Source organism: Streptomyces sp. NBC_01012, assembly GCF_045162755.1.
Taxonomy (GTDB): Bacteria; Actinomycetota; Actinomycetes; order Streptomycetales; family Streptomycetaceae; genus Streptomyces.
Genome location: NZ_CP108688.1, coordinates 6,013,602 through 6,030,899 on the forward strand (window position 1 = coordinate 6,013,602; position 17,298 = coordinate 6,030,899).

Sequence of the window (17,298 nt, forward strand, 5' to 3'; positions counted from 1 at the left end):
CCGTCAGGCCGCCCCCCCGTCAGGCCGCCCCCCCGTCAGGCCGCCCCTCTCAGGCCGACCCCGTCAGCACGGCCGTCCGTACGACGACCACCACCGCCAGCAGCGCGACCAGGACCACCCCGCCGGTCAGCTGGGCCGCGGACGTCCGCAGCTTCGCCGGCGCGTACGCGAGACCGTAGGTCACCAGGCCACCGGTCAGCAGCCCGCCCAGGTGTCCCTCCCACGAGGTGAACGCCGCGGAGATGACCATCCAGAGCAGGAACCCCGCCATGAAGCGGTTCACCGCCCGCATGTCCCGGCCCAGCCGTCGGCTGATGACGTAGAAGGACGCAGCCAGACCGAAGATCGCCCCTGATGCGCCGACCGCCGTCGTCTCCGGCGAGATCAGGTACACCAGCACGGAGCCGCCCACCGCGGACAGCAGATACAGCGCCAGATACCGCGCCCGGCCGAGCTGCCCCTCCACGATCCTGCCGAGATTCCACAGCGCGAGCATGTTGAAGACCAGGTGCATCACACCGAACGACGCGTCGGGCGGCAGATGCAGGAAGGAACCCGTCAGCAGCCGGTACCACTCCCCGTCGGCCACCCCGTCGAGCTCGAAGCCGGGGTACGTCTCCCCTTTGTAGTAGTACTGCCCGCCCGACGGGTCGACCAGCACCGCGCCCAGCATCCCGAACCGGTCCACCACCCCGTCCCGGACCACCTCGACGACGTACGCCACGATGTTCAGCGCCATCAGCACATACGTCACGAGCGGCCGCGCGGCCCTCGGCACCGCACCGCCGAACAGCGAACGGGCCTGACGGACCGAGCGCTGCCCCTGCGCCACGCACTCCACGCAGTGGTGCCCGACCGACGCCTCACGCATGCAGTCGGGGCAGATGTACCGGTCGCAGCGCGTGCAGCGCACATACGTCTCGTACGACGGATGGCGGTAACACGTGGTGGCGGCGGCCTCCATGGCCGGCTCCTTCATTCGTGGACGGGAACGCGTGGACGGGGGACGCGTGGACGGGCGAGGAGGGCCGCCGGGGCGGCGGCGCTCAAGATAGCGAACGCCGGTGAGGCGCGGCACACGTGGGTTGCGGTGACGCGCGGCGCATCCTGACAGAAGGTGTCCGGATTACGGGGTTCGATGGGACCCATGACAGCGAACGAGACACCCGGGTCATGGCAGGACTTCCGCAGCGCGGAACCGGCCTTCGCCGACACCGTGCGCACGAGGTTCCAGCAGTACAAGCACCACGTCCTCGCGACCCTGCGCGCGGACGGTTCGCCCCGGGTCACCGGCCTCGAGGCGGACTTCCGCATGGACGCCCTGTGGCTCGGCATGATGCCGGGCTCCCGCAAGGCGCTCGACCTACGGCGCGACCCGCGCTTCGCCCTCCAGGCCAATCCCGGTCCTGACGCCGAGATGGCCGACGGCGACGTACGCGTCTCCGGGCGGGCCGTGGAGATCACCGACCCCGCCGTGCTGGCCCGCTACGTCGATGAGGCGGCCCCGCCGGAGCCCTTCCTCCTCTTCCGCGCCGACCCCACCGAGGTGGTCCGTACCGGGCTCGACGGCGACGACATCGTCGTACAGGTCTGGCGCCCCGGCCACCCCCTGCGCACCCTGCGCAGGGGCGCCGACGACAGCCCCGTCCGGGAATCCTGACCATCCTGACCGCCGGGCCCCCTGCCCTGCCCCCGCCCCCTGCCCCGCCCACCCGTGCGGCGTAACCCCGGCCGCGGATCCGGCCGCACGGCGTTGCGCGGGCCCTGGCGCGCCGGTACGTCCTTCGGGTGAAGCTCAACCCCGCGCAGGGCGCCACCAGCGGACTTCCCGGCGCGCCGGGAAGGAGTGATCCGCCGTCCGCCGACAGAACGTGCTACGGTTGCCGAGTTGCAGTTTTGGTACCCATGAACTTTATGTGCGCCTGACGGGAACCCTCCTCAGGCGCTTTATTGTTTTCCGGCTTTCTCCGGATGGGGCTCAATGCGGCGACTTGGAATTCGTAAAGTGCGGATTTCCGGCACTGCACCTCTTTTAGGAGAATGACATGGCTACTGGAACCGTGAAGTGGTTCAACTCGGAAAAGGGCTTCGGCTTCATCGAGCAGGACGGCGGCGGCGCCGACGTCTTCGCCCACTACTCCAACATCGCCACCCAGGGCTTCCGTGAGCTCCAGGAGGGCCAGAAGGTCTCCTTCGACGTCACGCAGGGCCAGAAGGGCCCGCAGGCGGAGAACATCGTCCCGGCCTAATTGCCGGACGCGTACCTCGCAGCCGGGGCCCGCACCGTGAAGGTGCGGGCCCCGGTTTGTGCTGTTTTCGAGTTCGTACTGTTTCCGACTCGTCCATTGCCCGGTTCGGCTCCGCCGCCGGGACACCTGCTCTGTGCTTGCATCCTGGGGCGCACAAGAAGCAGTCCGCAGCAGTCGGCAGTAACCCCAGGAATCCCCCAGGAGGGCAATTCCGTATGACCCGCTCCGAACGCCAGGACCGACCGACCCGCAACCGCCCGATAAGGGGCCGCGGCACGGACCGGGCACAGGCGAACACCCGAGGATCCGGCAAGGCGCCGGCCCGGCGCAGGCCCGCACCCGCCCAGGGCGGAGAGTTCGCCCTGCCGGAGACCCTGACCCCGGCACTGCCCGCCGTCGACGCGTTCGCCGAGCTGGACATGCCCGCCGCGCTGCTGAAGACCCTCGCCGCCCAGGGCATGACCGAACCCTTCCCCATCCAGGGCGCCACCCTGCCGAACTCGCTGGCGGGCCGGGACATCCTCGGCCGTGGCCGCACCGGCTCCGGCAAGACCCTCGCCTTCGGCCTGGCGCTGCTCGCCCGCACCGCCGGACGCCGCTCCGAGCCGCACGCCCCGCTGGCGCTCGTCCTCGTCCCCACCCGCGAGCTCGCCCAGCAGGTCACCGACGCGCTGACCCCGTACGCGACCGCCGTGAACCTGCGTGTCGCCACCGTCGTCGGCGGCATGTCGATCAGCAGGCAGTCCGGCGCGCTGCGCCGTGGCGCCGAGGTGCTCGTCGCCACGCCAGGCCGGCTCAAGGACCTCATCGAGCGCGGTGACTGCCGGCTCGACCAGGTCGCGATCACCGTCCTGGACGAGGCCGACCAGATGGCCGACATGGGCTTCATGCCGCAGGTCGTCGCGCTGCTCAAGCAGGTCGAGCCGGACGGACAGCGGATGCTGTTCTCCGCGACCCTCGACAAGAACATCGACCGGCTGGTCAAGATGTTCCTCACCGACCCGGTCGTGCACTCCGTCGACCCGTCCGCCGGCGCGGTCACCACGATGGAGCACCATGTGCTCCACGTCCTGGACGAGACGGACAAGAAGGCCGTCGCCACGAAGATCGCCGCCCGTGAGGGCCGGGTGATCATGTTCGTCGACACCAAGCGTGCCGCCGACCGCTTCGCCAAGCGGCTGCTCGCCAGCGGTGTACGGGCCGCGGCCCTGCACGGCGGCCGGTCCCAGCCGCAGCGCAACCGGACACTGGACCAGTTCAAGAACGGCCAGGTCACCGCGCTCGTCGCGACGAACGTGGCGGCCCGGGGCATCCACATCGACGACCTCGACCTGGTCGTCAACGTGGACCCGCCGACCGACCACAAGGACTACCTCCACCGTGGTGGGCGCACCGCACGCGCCGGTGAGTCCGGCAGCGTCGTCACGCTCGTGCTGCCGGAGGAGAAGCGTGAGATGACCCGGCTGATGCAGGACGCCGGCATCGCGCCGCGCACCACCCGCATCAGGTCCAGCGACGAGGAACTCGGCCGGATCACGGGGGCCCGCGAGCCGTCCGGCGTCGCGATCGTCATCGAGGTGCCGCAGCCGACGCAGCCCAAGCCGCGTACCCGCGGCGGGAACCAGGGCTCGGGCGCGGCGGCCGGCGGTTCCTTCCGCTCGGGCAGCCGGGGCCGTGGCCGGCGCGGCGGCTCGGGCGCGGCCTCCGGTGCGGCGCAGGGCGGCGCCGGTGGCGCGGCCCGCGGTGGTGGTGCGGGTGGCGGTGCGCGTGGCGGCTCCGGTGGCGGCGCGGCTCGCGGTGGCGCGGGCGGCTCGGCCCGCACCGCCGGGGCCGGCAGGGCCGGCGGCACGGGGCGCGGCAGTGCGCCCGGGCGCGGCCGCCGGGCAGCGTAACCACGAGTCGACCACGAGGGGCGGTGACCGCTGTGCCGGTCACCGCCCCTCGTGGCTCGGGCCGGGCCGCGCGACCGTGAACTCCTGGTCCTGGCTCTCGGGTTCCGTCGCCGGTACCGTCCGGGCTCAGCTCCCGGCCGGGCCCCCGGCCGCCCGACCCCCGGGCTCCGTCGGCTCCGCCCCGTACCCGTCGAGCGCCCTGCCCGCGGCGGCGGCAACCTCCGGGGCGGCGGTCCTGGCCAGCTCCCGCAGCAGGAGGGCCGCGCGGGTGGCGAACGGCCCGTCGTCCGTGCCGGACCCGAGCCGCGCCAGCACCTCCACGCCGAACCTCTGCCGCAGCGGATCCTCGCTCGCCGTCCACGCGGCCGCCGCCTGGAACGTCTCCTCGTCGCCGTACCGCGACAGCGCCTCCACCGCCGTCAGCCAGTTGTCCAGTTCGGGGCCCCCGCCCCGCAGCGCCCGGACGGCCAGCTCCTCGAACGGTGCCCGCAGGCCGAGCCCGCTCTCCAGGAGCGTCGCTATCGCGGCGTGCCCCGTCTGCAGGTCCTGGGACGCGAACGGCTCCCCGCCCCGCAGCAGTTCGACCGTGACGGTCACCCCGCCGTCCACGGGTGCGCGGCGCACCACGCTCTCGTGGCCCTCGCCCCCGTACATCCGGTGCAGCGCGTCACGCAGCTCCTGCTCCACGTCCAGCGTGAGCATGCGCCCGGCCTCCTCCAGTGCGGGCGACAGATCACGGGCGCCGTACCGCAGCAGGGCCCGCACGGTGTGCGCCGACCCCCGCCTCGCCGCGACCACCAGCGGGACCTCGCCCTGCGGTCCTGGCTGATCCGGGTCGGCGCCGTGCGCCAGGAGGACCTCCGCGACCCGCGCGTGGCCGAGGCCGGCAGCCCAGCGCAGCGCGGTGAAACCGAACTCCTCGCTCAGATCCGGCTCGGCCCCCGCGGACAGAAGGGCCCCGACGACCTCGGCGTGACCGCCGCACGCCGCCCCGCACAGCGGCAGATCGCCCGCATCGGGGCCGCTCGCCCGGTTCGGATCGGCGCCCGTGGCCAGGAGCAGCCGGACCGCACCGGGCAGGTCCTGCACGGACGCCAGATACAGCGCGGTCGTCCCCTCCGTGTCGCTCGACTCGGCGGACGCGCCCGCGCGAAGCGCCCGTACGACGGCGTCCTCATCGTCGTACAACGCCTCGAAGAGGGCCCTGCTGCCCTCCGCCGGACCATGCGTCATACACCGACCCTACGACTTTCCCGGTCCGGGACGGTTTGTCAGGTGTCGCACTCCAGGACCGTGCGGCACAGGCCGCACCTGGCCCGGGTCCGGCCCCTGACCGGGACACGGACGCGCTGGTGGCAGACGGGGCAGGCGAAGGAGACCCGCAGCCCGTCCGCCCCGCCCTCGAAGGCGTACGGGACGGACGGGTCGGGGGCGGCGCCCGGGTGTTCGCCCGCGTGACGGCGGTCCTTGGCGTAACGGCGCCTGCCCGCCCAGCCGGCGGCCGTCAACGGGGGCCGTTGCAGATCGCGCAGGGCCTCGGCCCGCCCCTTGGTGTACGCCGTGTACGCCTGGGGGCTGGTGAACCACACCGAGGGGTCCTCGTCGAAGACCAGCGCGCGCTTGGCGAGCACGTAACCGAACTCCTCGGGCGTGAGATAGCCGAGCTTCTGGCTGGAGAGCGCGTCCTGACGGAAGGCGTCCAGCAGCAGCCAGCCCGCGCCGAGGTAGGCCGTCACCGTGTCCGTGAGGATCTCGTTGTCGCGGGTACCGGGGAGCTCCAGGCCCAGCCGGTGCAGCAGCACATGGGTGATCTCGTGCGCGAGGGCGGCACCGATGTCCCTGCGATGCGTACGGAAGCGGTCGTTGAGCTCGATGAAGTACTCGGGCCCTGCGGTGAGTTCGACGCTCGCGGCGTGTTCCATCCGCCGGAAGCCGACGACGATACGGGCCTGCGGCAGACGCAGGTGCTGCACCAGGGCTCCGGCCACGCGCTGGGCGCCGAGATGCAGATCGTCCACGTCGGAGAACGCGGCGTCGACCGGAGCGAGGCTCGTGGCGTAGGCGTGCACACCGTCGGGGGAGAGCCGCCGGTAGAGCGAGGTGATCGCCGACCGGACGGCGTCGAGGTGCGGGAACCCATGGACGACCGGGCCGCCACCGCTGCCGTTACCGCCCCTGCCGCCGTTGCTGCCGTCGCTCACGTCCGAACCCCCATCGATGACGCTCAACGAGATCTCACTCTAGGGCGGTCCGGGCAAACTGGCCGGAACGGGGGGCGATGATCTTGGCCGGAAACCATGCCTTGTGTGAGCGGTGATCGTTTCCCGATAATCGGATCGTTCCTTGTCGCGGGCATGTCGAGAATGGTCGGCCTGTGCCCCTGACCAGGACAACGCATGTCTGCACACGACCACCCCCCACATCACCACCCCCCACATCACCCCCCACGAAAGCAGACACTCCTGTGAAGCAGCTTCTGCGCACGCTCAAGAGATGTTCCGTCATAGCCGCGGTGGCCCTCGCCACCTTCAGCCTCCAGCCGTCGAACGCCTCCGCCGCCCCCGCCCCCATCGTCGGCGGCACCCGCGCGGCCCAGGGCGAATTCCCCTTCATGGTCCGGCTCTCCATGGGCTGCGGCGGCGCGCTCTACGCCCAGGACATCGTCCTGACCGCCGCGCACTGCGTGGACGGCTCAGGCAAGGACACCTCGATCACCGCCACCGGCGGCACCGTCGACCTCCAGTCGTCCTCCGGCGTCACGGTCCGCTCCACCGAGGTCCTCCAGGCGCCCGGCTACGACGGCGTCGGCAAGGACTGGGCGCTGATCAAGCTCGCCGAGCCCATCGACCAGCCCACCCTGAAGATCGCCGACTCCTCGGCCTACGACACCGGCACCTTCACCATCGCGGGCTGGGGCGCCGCCACCGAAGGCGGCGGCCAGCAGCGCTACCTGCTGAAGGCCACCGTCCCCTTCGTCTCCGACGCCACCTGCCAGCAGGCCTACGGCGGCGACCTCGTACCCGGTGAGGAGATCTGCGCCGGAAACGTCAGCGACGGCGGCGTGGACTCCTGCCAGGGCGACTCCGGCGGCCCCATGTTCCGCAAGGACGACGCAGGCGCCTGGATCCAGGTCGGCATCGTCAGCTGGGGCGAGGGCTGCGCACGGCCCGGCTACCCCGGCGTCTACACGCAGGTGTCGGCCTTCGCCTCCGACATCGCCTCGGCCGCGTCGGACCTCTGACCCGGCTCACCCCGCACCACCCCCTGGGGGCACCCGTCCTGACGGGTGCCCCCAGGGTCGTCCCACGAACGGGCCCGCCGTCGATCACCCCAGGTGTCCGACGGTCTAAGCTCGCTGACCATGACCACGAGCGACATCGACGAGTACGTCACCACCGAACTGAACCGGCTGCGCGAGAGCATCGACAACATCGACGCCGCGGTCGTGCACATGCTCGCCGAGCGTTTCAAGGCCACCCAGCAGGTGGGCCACCTCAAGGCCGAACACCACCTCCCGCCCGCCGATCCCGCCCGCGAGGCCCGCCAGATCGCCCGCCTGCGACAGCTCGCCGAGAACGCCAAGCTGGACCCGGCCTTCGCCGAGAAGCTGCTGAACTTCATCGTGGCCGAGGTCATCCGCCACCACGAGCGCATCGCCGAAGAATCCGCGGGCCCCCACGCCTGACCCCGCAACGGGGGCCGGCCCCACCCGCATGCGGACGCCCGGCCCTCGTGCGGACGCCCCGCCCACCCGCATGCGGACGCCCGCCCCCGGCGCTTCACCCCCGCGCCTCCCCGCGGCCCCCTCGGCGTCAGCCCTGCGAGAACCTCACTGCACAGCCCCGGACCCGTACGGCAGCATGGGCGGCATGTCCGTACTGACGCGCAACGAAGCGCAGGCCCGCGCCCAACTCCTCGACGTACACCGGTACACGGTCGACCTCGACCTCACCACCGGCGACGAGACCTTCGGCTCCAGGACCGCCATCCGGTTCACCGCCCACGCCGCAGGAGACACCTTCGTCGAGATCAAGCCGGAAACCCTGCGCTCGATCAGCCTCGACGGACACACCCTGGACCCCGAGCGCCTCGACCGGAACCGCTACCCCCTGGACCGCCTCGCCCCTGGCCCCCACGAACTCACCGTCGACGCCACCATGCGCTACTCCCGCACCGGCGAAGGCATGCACCGCTTCACCGACCCGGCCGACGGCGAGACCTACGTCTACACCCAGCTCTTCCTGGACGACGCCCCACGCGTCTTCGCCGCCTTCGACCAGCCCGACCTCAAGTCCGTGTTCGATCTCACGGTCACCGCCCCCACCGGCTGGACCGTCCTCGGCAACGGCACCACCACCCGGGCCACCGAAGGCCGTTGGACCATCGCACCCACCCCGCCCATCTCCACCTACCTCGTGGCCGTCGCCGCGGGCCCCTGGCACTCCGTCACCACCCACCACGCCGGCCTCCCCTTCGGCATCCACTGCCGCCGCTCCCTCGCACCCCATCTGGACACCGACGCCGACGAAATCCTCGGCATCACCCGCGCCTGCTACGACCGCTACCACGAGAAGTTCGACGAGCCCTACCCCTTCGACTCCTACGACCAGGCCTTCGTCCCCGAATTCAACGCCGGCGCCATGGAGAACCCCGGACTCGTCACCTTCCGCGACGAATACATCTACCGCTCGGCCGTCACCGACACCGAACGCCAGACCCGCGCCGTCACCATCGCCCACGAGATGGCCCATATGTGGTTCGGTGACCTCGTCACCCTCACCTGGTGGGACGACATCTGGCTCAACGAGTCCTTCGCCGAGTACATGGGCTACCAGACCCTCACCGAAGCCACCCTTCCCCGAGCCCTGAACTCCGTCCGGGCGGGGGAGCCCCTGTTCCCCGACACCTGGACCGACTTCGGCATCGCACGCAAGGGCTGGGGCTACGACGCCGACCAGCGCCCCACCACCCACCCCGTGGCGCCCGACCCCCAGGCCGTGCCCGACACCGCATCCGCCCTCCTCAACTTCGACGGCATCTCCTACGCCAAGGGCGCCTCCGCACTCCGCCAACTCGTCACCTGGCTCGGCGAGAAGGACTTCCTCGCCGGCATCAACACCCACTTCGGGCGCCATAAATTCGCCAACGCCACCCTCGACGACTTCATCGACAACCTCGCGACCGCCACCGACCGCGACGTCCACGCCTGGGCCGCCACCTGGCTCCGCACCACCGGCATCGACACCCTCACCGCCCACGTCGAAAACGCCGGCAACAGCTGGAACCTCACCGTCGACCGCACCGGCGACCGCCCCCACCGCATCACCGTCGGCACCTACGACCACAGCCTCGACACCCAGACCGGCGCCGACCAGCTGACCCCGCGCAACCGCTTCGAACTCGACGTCTCCCAGGACCGCACCGCCATCACCCGTCCCGGCCACCGCCCCGACCTGATCGTCCTCAACGACCAGGACCTCACCTACGCCAAGATCCGCCTCGACCCCGACTCCTGGAACACCGCCCTCACCCACCTCTCCGGCATCCCCGACGCCCTCACCCGCGCCGTCATCTGGAACACCGCACGCGACATGGTCCGCGACGGAGCCCTCCACCCCACCGTCCACCTCACGGCAGCCCGCACCCACCTGCCTTACGAGACCGACCTCGCCCTCGTCCAAGGCGTCCTCGGCTTCGCCGCCACCCACATCGCCGACCGCTACCTCACACCCCAGGACCGGCCCACCGCCCTCGCCACCCTCACCTCCCTCAGCCGCGACCTCCTCCGCCGTACCGAAGGACTCACCGCCAAGGACTGGGAACAGGGCCCAGGCACCACCACACCGGGCACCGCACCCGGCACCCCCGGCCTCCGCCTCACCGCCGTACGCCACTTCATCGACGCCGCGACCCAGCCCGACGCCATCCAGGACTGGCTCCGCGAAGACACCGTCCCCGGCGGCCCCGAACTCGACCCCGAGCTCCGCTGGCGCATCCTCACCCGCCTCGCCGTCCTCGGCGCCATCGACGAGACCGCCATCGCCCACGAACTCGACAAGGACCCCAGCGCCACCGGCCAGGAAGGCGCCGCCCGCTGCCGCGCCGCCCTCCCCACCACCCAAGCCAAAAAGGCCGCCTGGGAAGCGATGTTCAGCGACGACAGCCTCTCCAACTACCTCTTCACCGCCACCGCCCAAGGCTTCTGGCAGCCCGAACAGACCGAACTCCTCCACCCCTACGTCGCCCGCTACTACCCCGACGCCATCGAACTCGCCGCCCGCCGCGGCCCCGCCATCGCCGACGCCGCCGGACGCCACGCCTTCCCCGCCCACGCCATCGACCCCGACAGCATCCACCTCGGCGAACAGGCCCTCCACCACCCCGCGCTCACCCCCGCACTACGCCGCAAACTCACCGACCAACTCGACGACGCCCGCCGCGCCCTCGCCGTACGCGACGCCCACTGAAGCCGACGCGCCCCGCCCCCAGCACCACGACAGGCCCGGCCCTCAGCCCTCCCGAGGAGCCGGGCACAGCCATACGGGCAACCGAAGGCCCATACCAGCCCCTCGACCCCCAACACCCCAGCACCAGGCCGCAGTACCCCTTTCGGGCCGAGATCGTTGGGCTCTTCGGCCGCCCCTCCGTACCCGAAGGACCACACCACCCATGCCCACCCCGCCCCTCGCCGGAGGCACCGCAGGCCCCGCCCACCTGCGCCCCCTCATCGACACCGTCCTCACCGCACTCCACGACGGCGCCACCCGCCGCGACGGCCCCCTCCCCGCCGGCGGCCCCGACACCGTCACGGAAAACCTCCACCGCACCACCGGCCCCCTCATCCCCGACCAGGGCAGCGGCGCCCACCACGCCCTGCGTACCCTCGTCACCGCACTCACCGAAGGCGCCGCAGACCCCGCACACCCCCACTGCGCCGCCCACCTCCACACCCCGCCCCTCGCCCTCGCCGCAGCAGCCGACCTCGCCGCATCGGCCCTCAACCCCTCCATGGACTCCTGGGACCAGGCCCCCGCGGCCTCCGCCCTCGAAACCGCCCTCACCACCGCGCTCGCCGCCGAGATCTACCCCCAGACCCCCAAGCCCGACGCCCTCATCACCACCGGCGGCACCGAAGCCAACCAACTCGCCCTGCTCCTCGCCCGCGAACGCCACGGCCCCGTACAGACCATCTGCGCCGCCAACGCCCACCACAGCATCACCCGCGCCGCCTGGCTCCTCGGCCTGCCCCGCCCCCTCGTCATCCCCGCCCCCACCGGCGTCATGGACCCCACCGCACTCCACGACGCCCTCACCCAGCACCACGGCCCCCTCCTCGTCACCGCCACCGCGGGCACCACCGACACCGGCCAGATCGACCCCCTCACCGAAATCGCCGACCTCACCACCACCCACCGCGCCGACCTCCACATCGACGCCGCCTACGGCGGACCCCTCCTCTTCAGCCCCACCCACCGCCACACCCTGCGCAGCCTCCACCGCGCCGACAGCGTCACCCTCGACCTCCACAAACTCGGCTGGCAGCCCGCATCAGCCGGCATCCTCGCCGTCCCGCACCACCACCGACTCGACCCCCTCCACCACCACGCCCCCTACCTCAACGCCGACGACGACACCGACGCAGGCCTCCCCGACCTCCTCGGCCGCTCCCTGCGCACCACCCGCAGGCCCGACGCCCTCAAGATCGCCGTCACCCTCCAGGCACTCGGCCGCGACGGACTCGCCGACCTCATCGACCGCACCATCACCGCCGCCCACCACCTCGCCGACCTCATCGAGAAGAACCCCGCACTCCAGCTCTACGACCGCCCCACCATCAGCACCGTCCTCTTCCGCCCCACCCACGCCGACGACACCACCGTCGCCACCATCCGCCGCACCCTCCTCAACCAAGGGGCCGCCGTACTCGGCCGCGCCCGCATCCACGACCGCCTCTGGTTCAAAGCCACCCTCCTCAACCCCCACACCACCCCCGACGACCTCGGGCAACTCCTCACCCTCATCACCCACGCCCACACCCGCACCACGGAAGGCAGCACCCCCCGATGACCGACCGGACCACCCCCGAAGGCCACCGGACCCACGACCTCATCGGCATCGGACTCGGCCCCTTCAACCTCTCCCTCGCCGCACTCGCCGACGGCATCCCCACCACCCCCGGCACCGCCCCCCTCGACACCGCCTTCTACGAGCAACGCCCCGCCTTCAACTGGCACCCCGGCCTCCTCATCGACGGCGCCACCCTCCAAGTCCCCTTCATCGCCGACCTCACCACCCTCGCCGACCCCACCAGCCCCTGGACCTTCCTCAACTACCTCCGCACCTGCGACCGCCTCTACCCCTTCTACTTCGCCGAGCAATTCCACATCCACCGCGCCGAATACGACGCCTACTGCCGCTGGGTCAGCGAACAACTCCCCACCACCCACTTCAACCACCGGGTCGACGCCGTCCGCTGGAACACCGGCCACGCCCACTACGAGGTCGACTACACCCGTCTCGACCCCGACGGCGAAGCCCACACCACCGGCCGCGCCCACACCCGCCACATCGCCCTCGGCGTCGGAACCGCCCCCTACATCCCCGAACCCCTCCGCCCCCTCGCCGAAGCCCCCGGCACCCCCGTCCTCCACTCCGCCGACTACCTCCACCACCGCGAAGAACTCCTCCGCGCCGACCACATCACCGTCATCGGCTCCGGCCAGTCAGGCGCCGAGATCTTCCTCGACCTCCTCCGCGCCCGCCCCCACGGCACCGAGAAGATCCACTGGCTCGCCCGCACCCAGGCCTTCGCCCCCATGGAGTACTCGAAGCTCGGCCTCGAACACTTCACCCCCGACTACACCCGGTACTTCCACGCCCTGCCCGAGCACGTACGGGACGCACTCGTCCCCCAGCAGTGGCAGCTCCACAAAGGCATCGACGCCGACACCATCACCGCCATCCACGACGAGCTCTACCGCCGCACCCTCCACGGAGGCTGGCCCGACGCCACCCTCACCCCCGGCGTCAGCGTCCGCACCGCGGGCCGCGTCTCCGGCGCGGGAACCCGCATCGAACTCCACCTCGAACACGCTCAGCAGGCCACCCGCAGCCGCCTCACCACCGACGCCGTCGTCCTCGCCACCGGCTACCGGGAACGCCCCCTCGACACCCTCCTCACCGGCATCGCCCCCCACATCCGCCGCGACACCCAAGGACGCCCCCGCATCCACGACGACTTCCGCCTCGACCTCGACCCCACCCTCACCGGCAACATCTACGTACAGAACGCCGAACGCCACACCCACGGAGTCGGCGCCCCCGACCTCGGACTCGCCGCCTGGCGCAGCGCCACCATCCTCAACAACCTCACCGGCACCACCCCCTACCCCCTTCCACAGCGCACCGCCTTCACCACCTTCGGCCTCACCCCCCACCCCACCCCGGCCGTCCCAGGACAGAGCCGCCCCCACACACCCTCACCGCGGCCACGCCCGACGACGCCCGAGGACCAGGTCACTTCCCCCGACGCGCCGTGACCTCCACCGCACCGACGGCCGCCGGCCGGTCCTCGTCGGAGGCCCGGCCGGCCGAACCCGCACCGGACGAACAAAAGGGCGGCCGCCCCCCGAAAGGAGAACGGCCGCCCCACACCCACCAGCGGGAGCCAGGTCAGAACACCGGCTCGCCATCCCGCGTCAGACGCCAGTCCACCGAAGCGAACTCCGCCGGATCCACGGAACCCTTCTCCTGAACCCATTCGATGATCGTGTTCCGGATCTCGTCCGAATTCGCCCACAACTGCTTCGCGCCCGGCACATGCGGGAAGTTGCCCCCACCGCTGGCCCGATAGTTGTTCACCGCGAACACGAACTCCGCCGCCGGATCCACCGGCGCACCGTCGAACGAAAGATCCACAATGCGTGAACCCGCCGGCTGCGCGATATCGATGTCGTACGTCACGCCCGACACCACGTCATAGTTGTAATCCGGAATGTCCTCCGCGTTCGTCAGCTTCGACGTGTCCACCGGACCGCCCGCAGCCGTCTGCACGTAATACCGCGCGGAATACTCCAGATACTCCTTCAACTGAGCGCCCGTCAGAAGCCGGGCCTCCAGAGTGTTCTCGAACGGATACAGTCCCGCCGCATCCTTGATCGTCACCTCACCCGCGGGAATCGTCGCCGTACGCGAGAAGCACGCCGCCTGCGACAACACCGGCAGCTCCGCGTACTCGCCACCCGCCAACGCCGCCGCCACCGTCTCCGCCTGCACCAGATTGATCAGGTCGATGACCGGCTCGTCCTTCCACGGGGCGTCCGCGGTCGTCATCTCCACCACCGACGTACCGATCACCTGATTCACGTACGCCACCACCTTCGCGTGCTCATCCTCCAGCAGCGACGTGATCCGCGGGTCCTCCTCCGCCGTGTTCGAGTTCAGCACCGAAGCGCCGGCCTTCTCGACCACCCAGCGGCCCTTCTCCCACACCAGATCGAAATCGAACAAGGTCAGCCGCTGTCCCCACATCAACGGCTCCGAGAGAACAACCTGCTTCCCCGTCTTCTCGTTCGTCACGAACTGCTCAGGAATCTCCTGATGCGCATGACCCACCAGAATCGCGTCGATCCCCGGCACCTGCTCGGCCACCAGAGCCGCCGCATTCTCGACATACGGCAACTGATCCCCGTACGACGACGTACCCGACGCACCCGAATGCGCCGAAACGATCACCACATCCGCACCCATCGAGCGAAGCCTCGGCACCCACTTCGCCGCCTGCTCCTCAAGACCCGGGAACACCATCTTCCCGCCCACATTCACCTTGTCCCAGATCGCGATACCAGGATTCGTCAACCCCAGCACCGCCACCCGCACGTCACGACCGAACGGCGTACGCACCCGCTTGATCACATACGGAGCGAACGCCGGCCGCAGCGTCTTCGCATCCAGCGCGTTCGCACCGAGCAGCGGGAAATCACACTGCTCCTCGAACTTCCGCAGCACCGGAATGCCGTAGTTGAACTCATGATTCCCGAGCGCCGCCGCGTCATAGCCGATCTTGTTCATCGCCTGCGCCATCGGATGCACCGGACCGCGCTTCGCCGTGATCGGATCGATCTTCGCGTAGTAGTACGACAGCTGCGTGCCCTGGATCGTGTCGCCCGCATCGATCAACAGCGTGTTCCGGCGGCCGCGGTCCGCACGGATCCGGTCCACCAGCGTCGAGATCTTCGCCAGCCCCACATCGTTGCCGGCCGCGTCGTCGAACTCCTGATCCGTGAAGTAGTCCCAGTTGAAGACGTTCCCATGCAGGTCCGTCGTCCCCATCACCGTGAACGAGTACCGCTTCGACGGGCGCCCGTGACCGTGCCCCCTGGCCTCCGAGGCCGCCGCCGGGCCCGCCCCGACACCTCCCGCCAGGGCCACACCCGCACCGGCGGCAGCCGAACTGCCCAGAAAGGTCCTACGGTTCAACGGCATCCTTGACTCCTCGTTCGAGCGAACAACGCGCGTAGATTCTGGCCCAGCCCACCCCGACCGCAACACCCCCAACAGGTTTCGATCTGGTGACCAGCCGCCACCCTCGCCCCGCACATGCTCATCAGAGCACCCCGCTGCACAATTCAACAGTTAGCAATAACCCTTCACCCAAAGGCTGTTGTGCAGTCATGCAGAGACAATTACCTACCCACAGGTAAGGTCTAGGCTCGAACCATGCGCCGAGCAAAAATCGTTTGTACCCTGGGACCCGCAACCGACACATACGAGCAGATCAAGGCACTCGTCGAAGCGGGAATGGACATCGCCCGCCTCAACCTCAGCCACGGCACCTACACCGAACACGAAGAGCGATACCGCCACGTACGCAAAGCATCCGAAGAAACCGGCCGCAGCGTAGGAATCCTCGCCGACCTTCAAGGCCCGAAGATCCGCCTCGGCCGCTTCGCCGAAGGACCCGTACTCCTTGAACGCGGCGACGACTTCACCATCACCGTCGAACCCATGGAAGGCGACCGCACCACCTGCGGCACCACCTACGACGGCCTCGCCTCCGACGTCACCGCCGGCGAACGCATCCTCATCGACGACGGCCGCGTCACCCTCGAAGTCACCGAGGTCGAAGGACCCCGCGTCCACACCACCGTCATCGAGGGCGGCATGGTCTCCGACCACAAGGGACTCAACCTCCCCGGCGTCGCCGTCTCCGTCCCCGCGCTCTCCGAGAAGGACATCGAAGACCTCCGCTGGGCCCTCCGCACCGGCGCCGACATCATCGCCCTCTCCTTCGTGCGCAGCGGACGCGACATCGACGACGTCCACCGCGTCATGGACGAGGAGAGCCGCCGCCTCCCCGTCATCGCCAAGGTCGAGAAGCCCCAGGCCGTCGACAACATCGACGACATCGTCGCCGCCTTCGACGGCATCATGGTCGCCCGCGGCGACCTCGGCGTCGAAATGCCCCTGGAACAGGTCCCGATCGTCCAGAAGCGCGCCATCAAGCTCGCCAAGCGCAACGCCAAGCCGGTCATCGTCGCCACCCAGATGCTCGACTCGATGATCGACAACTCCCGCCCCACCCGCGCCGAAGCCTCCGACGTGGCCAACGCCGTCATCGACGGCACCGACGCCGTGATGCTCTCCGGCGAGACCAGTGTCGGCAAATACCCCGTCGAAACCGTCCGCACCATGGCACGCATCGTCGAGGCGGCGGAGGAGGACATCCTCGCCAAGGGGCTGCCGCCCCTCACCGACCGCAACAAGCCCCGCACCCAGGGCGGCGCGGTCGCCCGCGCGGCAGCCGAGATGGGCGACTTCCTCGGCGCCAAGTTCCTGGTGGCCTTCACCCAGAGCGGTGACACCGTCAAGCGCCTCTCCCGCTACCGCTCCCCGATCCCCCTCCTCGCCTTCACCCCGGACACGGCCACCCGCGCCCAGCTGAACCTGACATGGGGCGTCGAGACGTTCCTGGGGCCGCACGTGGAGTCGACGGACGCGATGGTGGCGCAGGTGGACGAGGAACTGCTCCGGATCGGCCGCTGCCAGAAGGGTGACACCGTGGTCATCACGGCCGGCTCCCCGCCCGGAGTCGCGGGCTCCACGAACCTGGTGCGGGTGCACCACATCGGCGAGGACGACAGCCCGAAGTGACGGTC

13 protein-coding genes are annotated in these 17,298 nt (G+C 70.4%); 9 read left to right on the top strand and 4 right to left on the bottom strand.

What is annotated here, in order from left to right; translation table 11 throughout:
* Positions 1–49 precede the first annotated feature (49 nt).
* Complete coding sequence (locus tag OG623_RS27040; RefSeq protein WP_406149962.1) at positions 50–964, bottom strand: rhomboid family intramembrane serine protease; 915 nt, start codon at positions 962–964, stop codon at positions 50–52.
* A 183-nt stretch (positions 965–1,147) separates the two neighbouring features.
* Here OG623_RS27040 and OG623_RS27045 point away from each other — a divergent pair, with 183 nt between their 5' ends.
* The 3 genes from OG623_RS27045 to OG623_RS27055 all read left to right on the top strand — a co-directional run bounded on the left by OG623_RS27045 (position 1,148) and on the right by OG623_RS27055 (position 4,141).
* Positions 1,148–1,660 (top strand): pyridoxamine 5'-phosphate oxidase family protein, encoded by a 513-nt coding sequence (locus tag OG623_RS27045; RefSeq protein WP_406149964.1) that lies wholly within the window; start codon positions 1,148–1,150, stop codon positions 1,658–1,660.
* A 385-nt stretch (positions 1,661–2,045) separates the two neighbouring features.
* On the top strand, positions 2,046–2,249 hold the full coding sequence (locus tag OG623_RS27050; RefSeq protein WP_015607926.1) for a cold-shock protein: 204 nt from the start codon (positions 2,046–2,048) through the stop codon (positions 2,247–2,249).
* Between the two features lie 215 nt (positions 2,250–2,464).
* A complete protein-coding gene (locus OG623_RS27055) occupies positions 2,465–4,141 on the top strand; it encodes a DEAD/DEAH box helicase (protein ID WP_406149966.1) in 1,677 nt (558 codons plus the stop codon).
* 126 nt (positions 4,142–4,267) lie between these two features.
* Here OG623_RS27055 and OG623_RS27060 read toward each other — a convergent pair whose 3' ends face one another.
* Positions 4,268–5,374 carry an ankyrin repeat domain-containing protein gene (locus OG623_RS27060; RefSeq protein ID WP_406149968.1) on the bottom strand — a complete coding sequence of 369 codons (1,107 nt, stop codon included), beginning with the start codon at positions 5,372–5,374 and terminating at the stop codon, positions 4,268–4,270.
* Between the two features lie 38 nt (positions 5,375–5,412).
* A complete protein-coding gene (locus OG623_RS27065; protein WP_406149970.1) occupies positions 5,413–6,342 on the bottom strand; it encodes a hypothetical protein in 930 nt (309 codons plus the stop codon).
* Between the two features lie 263 nt (positions 6,343–6,605).
* On the opposite strand from OG623_RS27065, the gene OG623_RS27070 reads away from it, so the two are divergent.
* From OG623_RS27070 to OG623_RS27090, 5 genes are all read left to right on the top strand, one after another.
* Positions 6,606–7,382, top strand: coding sequence for a S1 family peptidase (locus OG623_RS27070; RefSeq protein ID WP_406149971.1), 777 nt, complete (start codon positions 6,606–6,608; stop codon positions 7,380–7,382).
* Positions 7,383–7,502: 120 nt separating this feature from the next.
* Positions 7,503–7,826 (top strand): chorismate mutase, encoded by a 324-nt coding sequence (locus tag OG623_RS27075; protein ID WP_406149973.1) that lies wholly within the window; start codon positions 7,503–7,505, stop codon positions 7,824–7,826.
* Positions 7,827–8,010: 184 nt separating this feature from the next.
* A complete protein-coding gene (pepN, locus tag OG623_RS27080) occupies positions 8,011–10,608 on the top strand; it encodes an aminopeptidase N (protein WP_406149975.1) in 2,598 nt (865 codons plus the stop codon).
* A gap of 202 nt (positions 10,609–10,810) precedes the next feature.
* Complete coding sequence (locus tag OG623_RS27085) at positions 10,811–12,208, top strand: pyridoxal phosphate-dependent decarboxylase family protein (RefSeq protein ID WP_406149977.1); 1,398 nt, start codon at positions 10,811–10,813, stop codon at positions 12,206–12,208.
* Positions 12,205–13,680, top strand: a complete 1,476-nt coding sequence (locus tag OG623_RS27090; RefSeq protein ID WP_406149978.1) for a lysine N(6)-hydroxylase/L-ornithine N(5)-oxygenase family protein — start codon at positions 12,205–12,207, stop codon at positions 13,678–13,680. Before OG623_RS27085 ends, OG623_RS27090 begins: the two co-directional genes overlap by 4 nt.
* A gap of 133 nt (positions 13,681–13,813) precedes the next feature.
* Here the strand turns inward: OG623_RS27090 and OG623_RS27095 are convergent, their stop codons facing one another.
* Complete coding sequence (locus tag OG623_RS27095) at positions 13,814–15,625, bottom strand: bifunctional metallophosphatase/5'-nucleotidase (protein ID WP_406149980.1); 1,812 nt, start codon at positions 15,623–15,625, stop codon at positions 13,814–13,816.
* Positions 15,626–15,859: 234 nt separating this feature from the next.
* Between OG623_RS27095 and pyk the strand changes: the two genes are divergently transcribed.
* The gene (gene pyk, locus OG623_RS27100; RefSeq protein ID WP_406149982.1) at positions 15,860–17,293 is read left to right on the top strand and encodes a pyruvate kinase; all 1,434 of its coding nucleotides are present in this window, start codon (positions 15,860–15,862) and stop codon (positions 17,291–17,293) included.
* Positions 17,294–17,298: the final 5 nt, after the last annotated feature.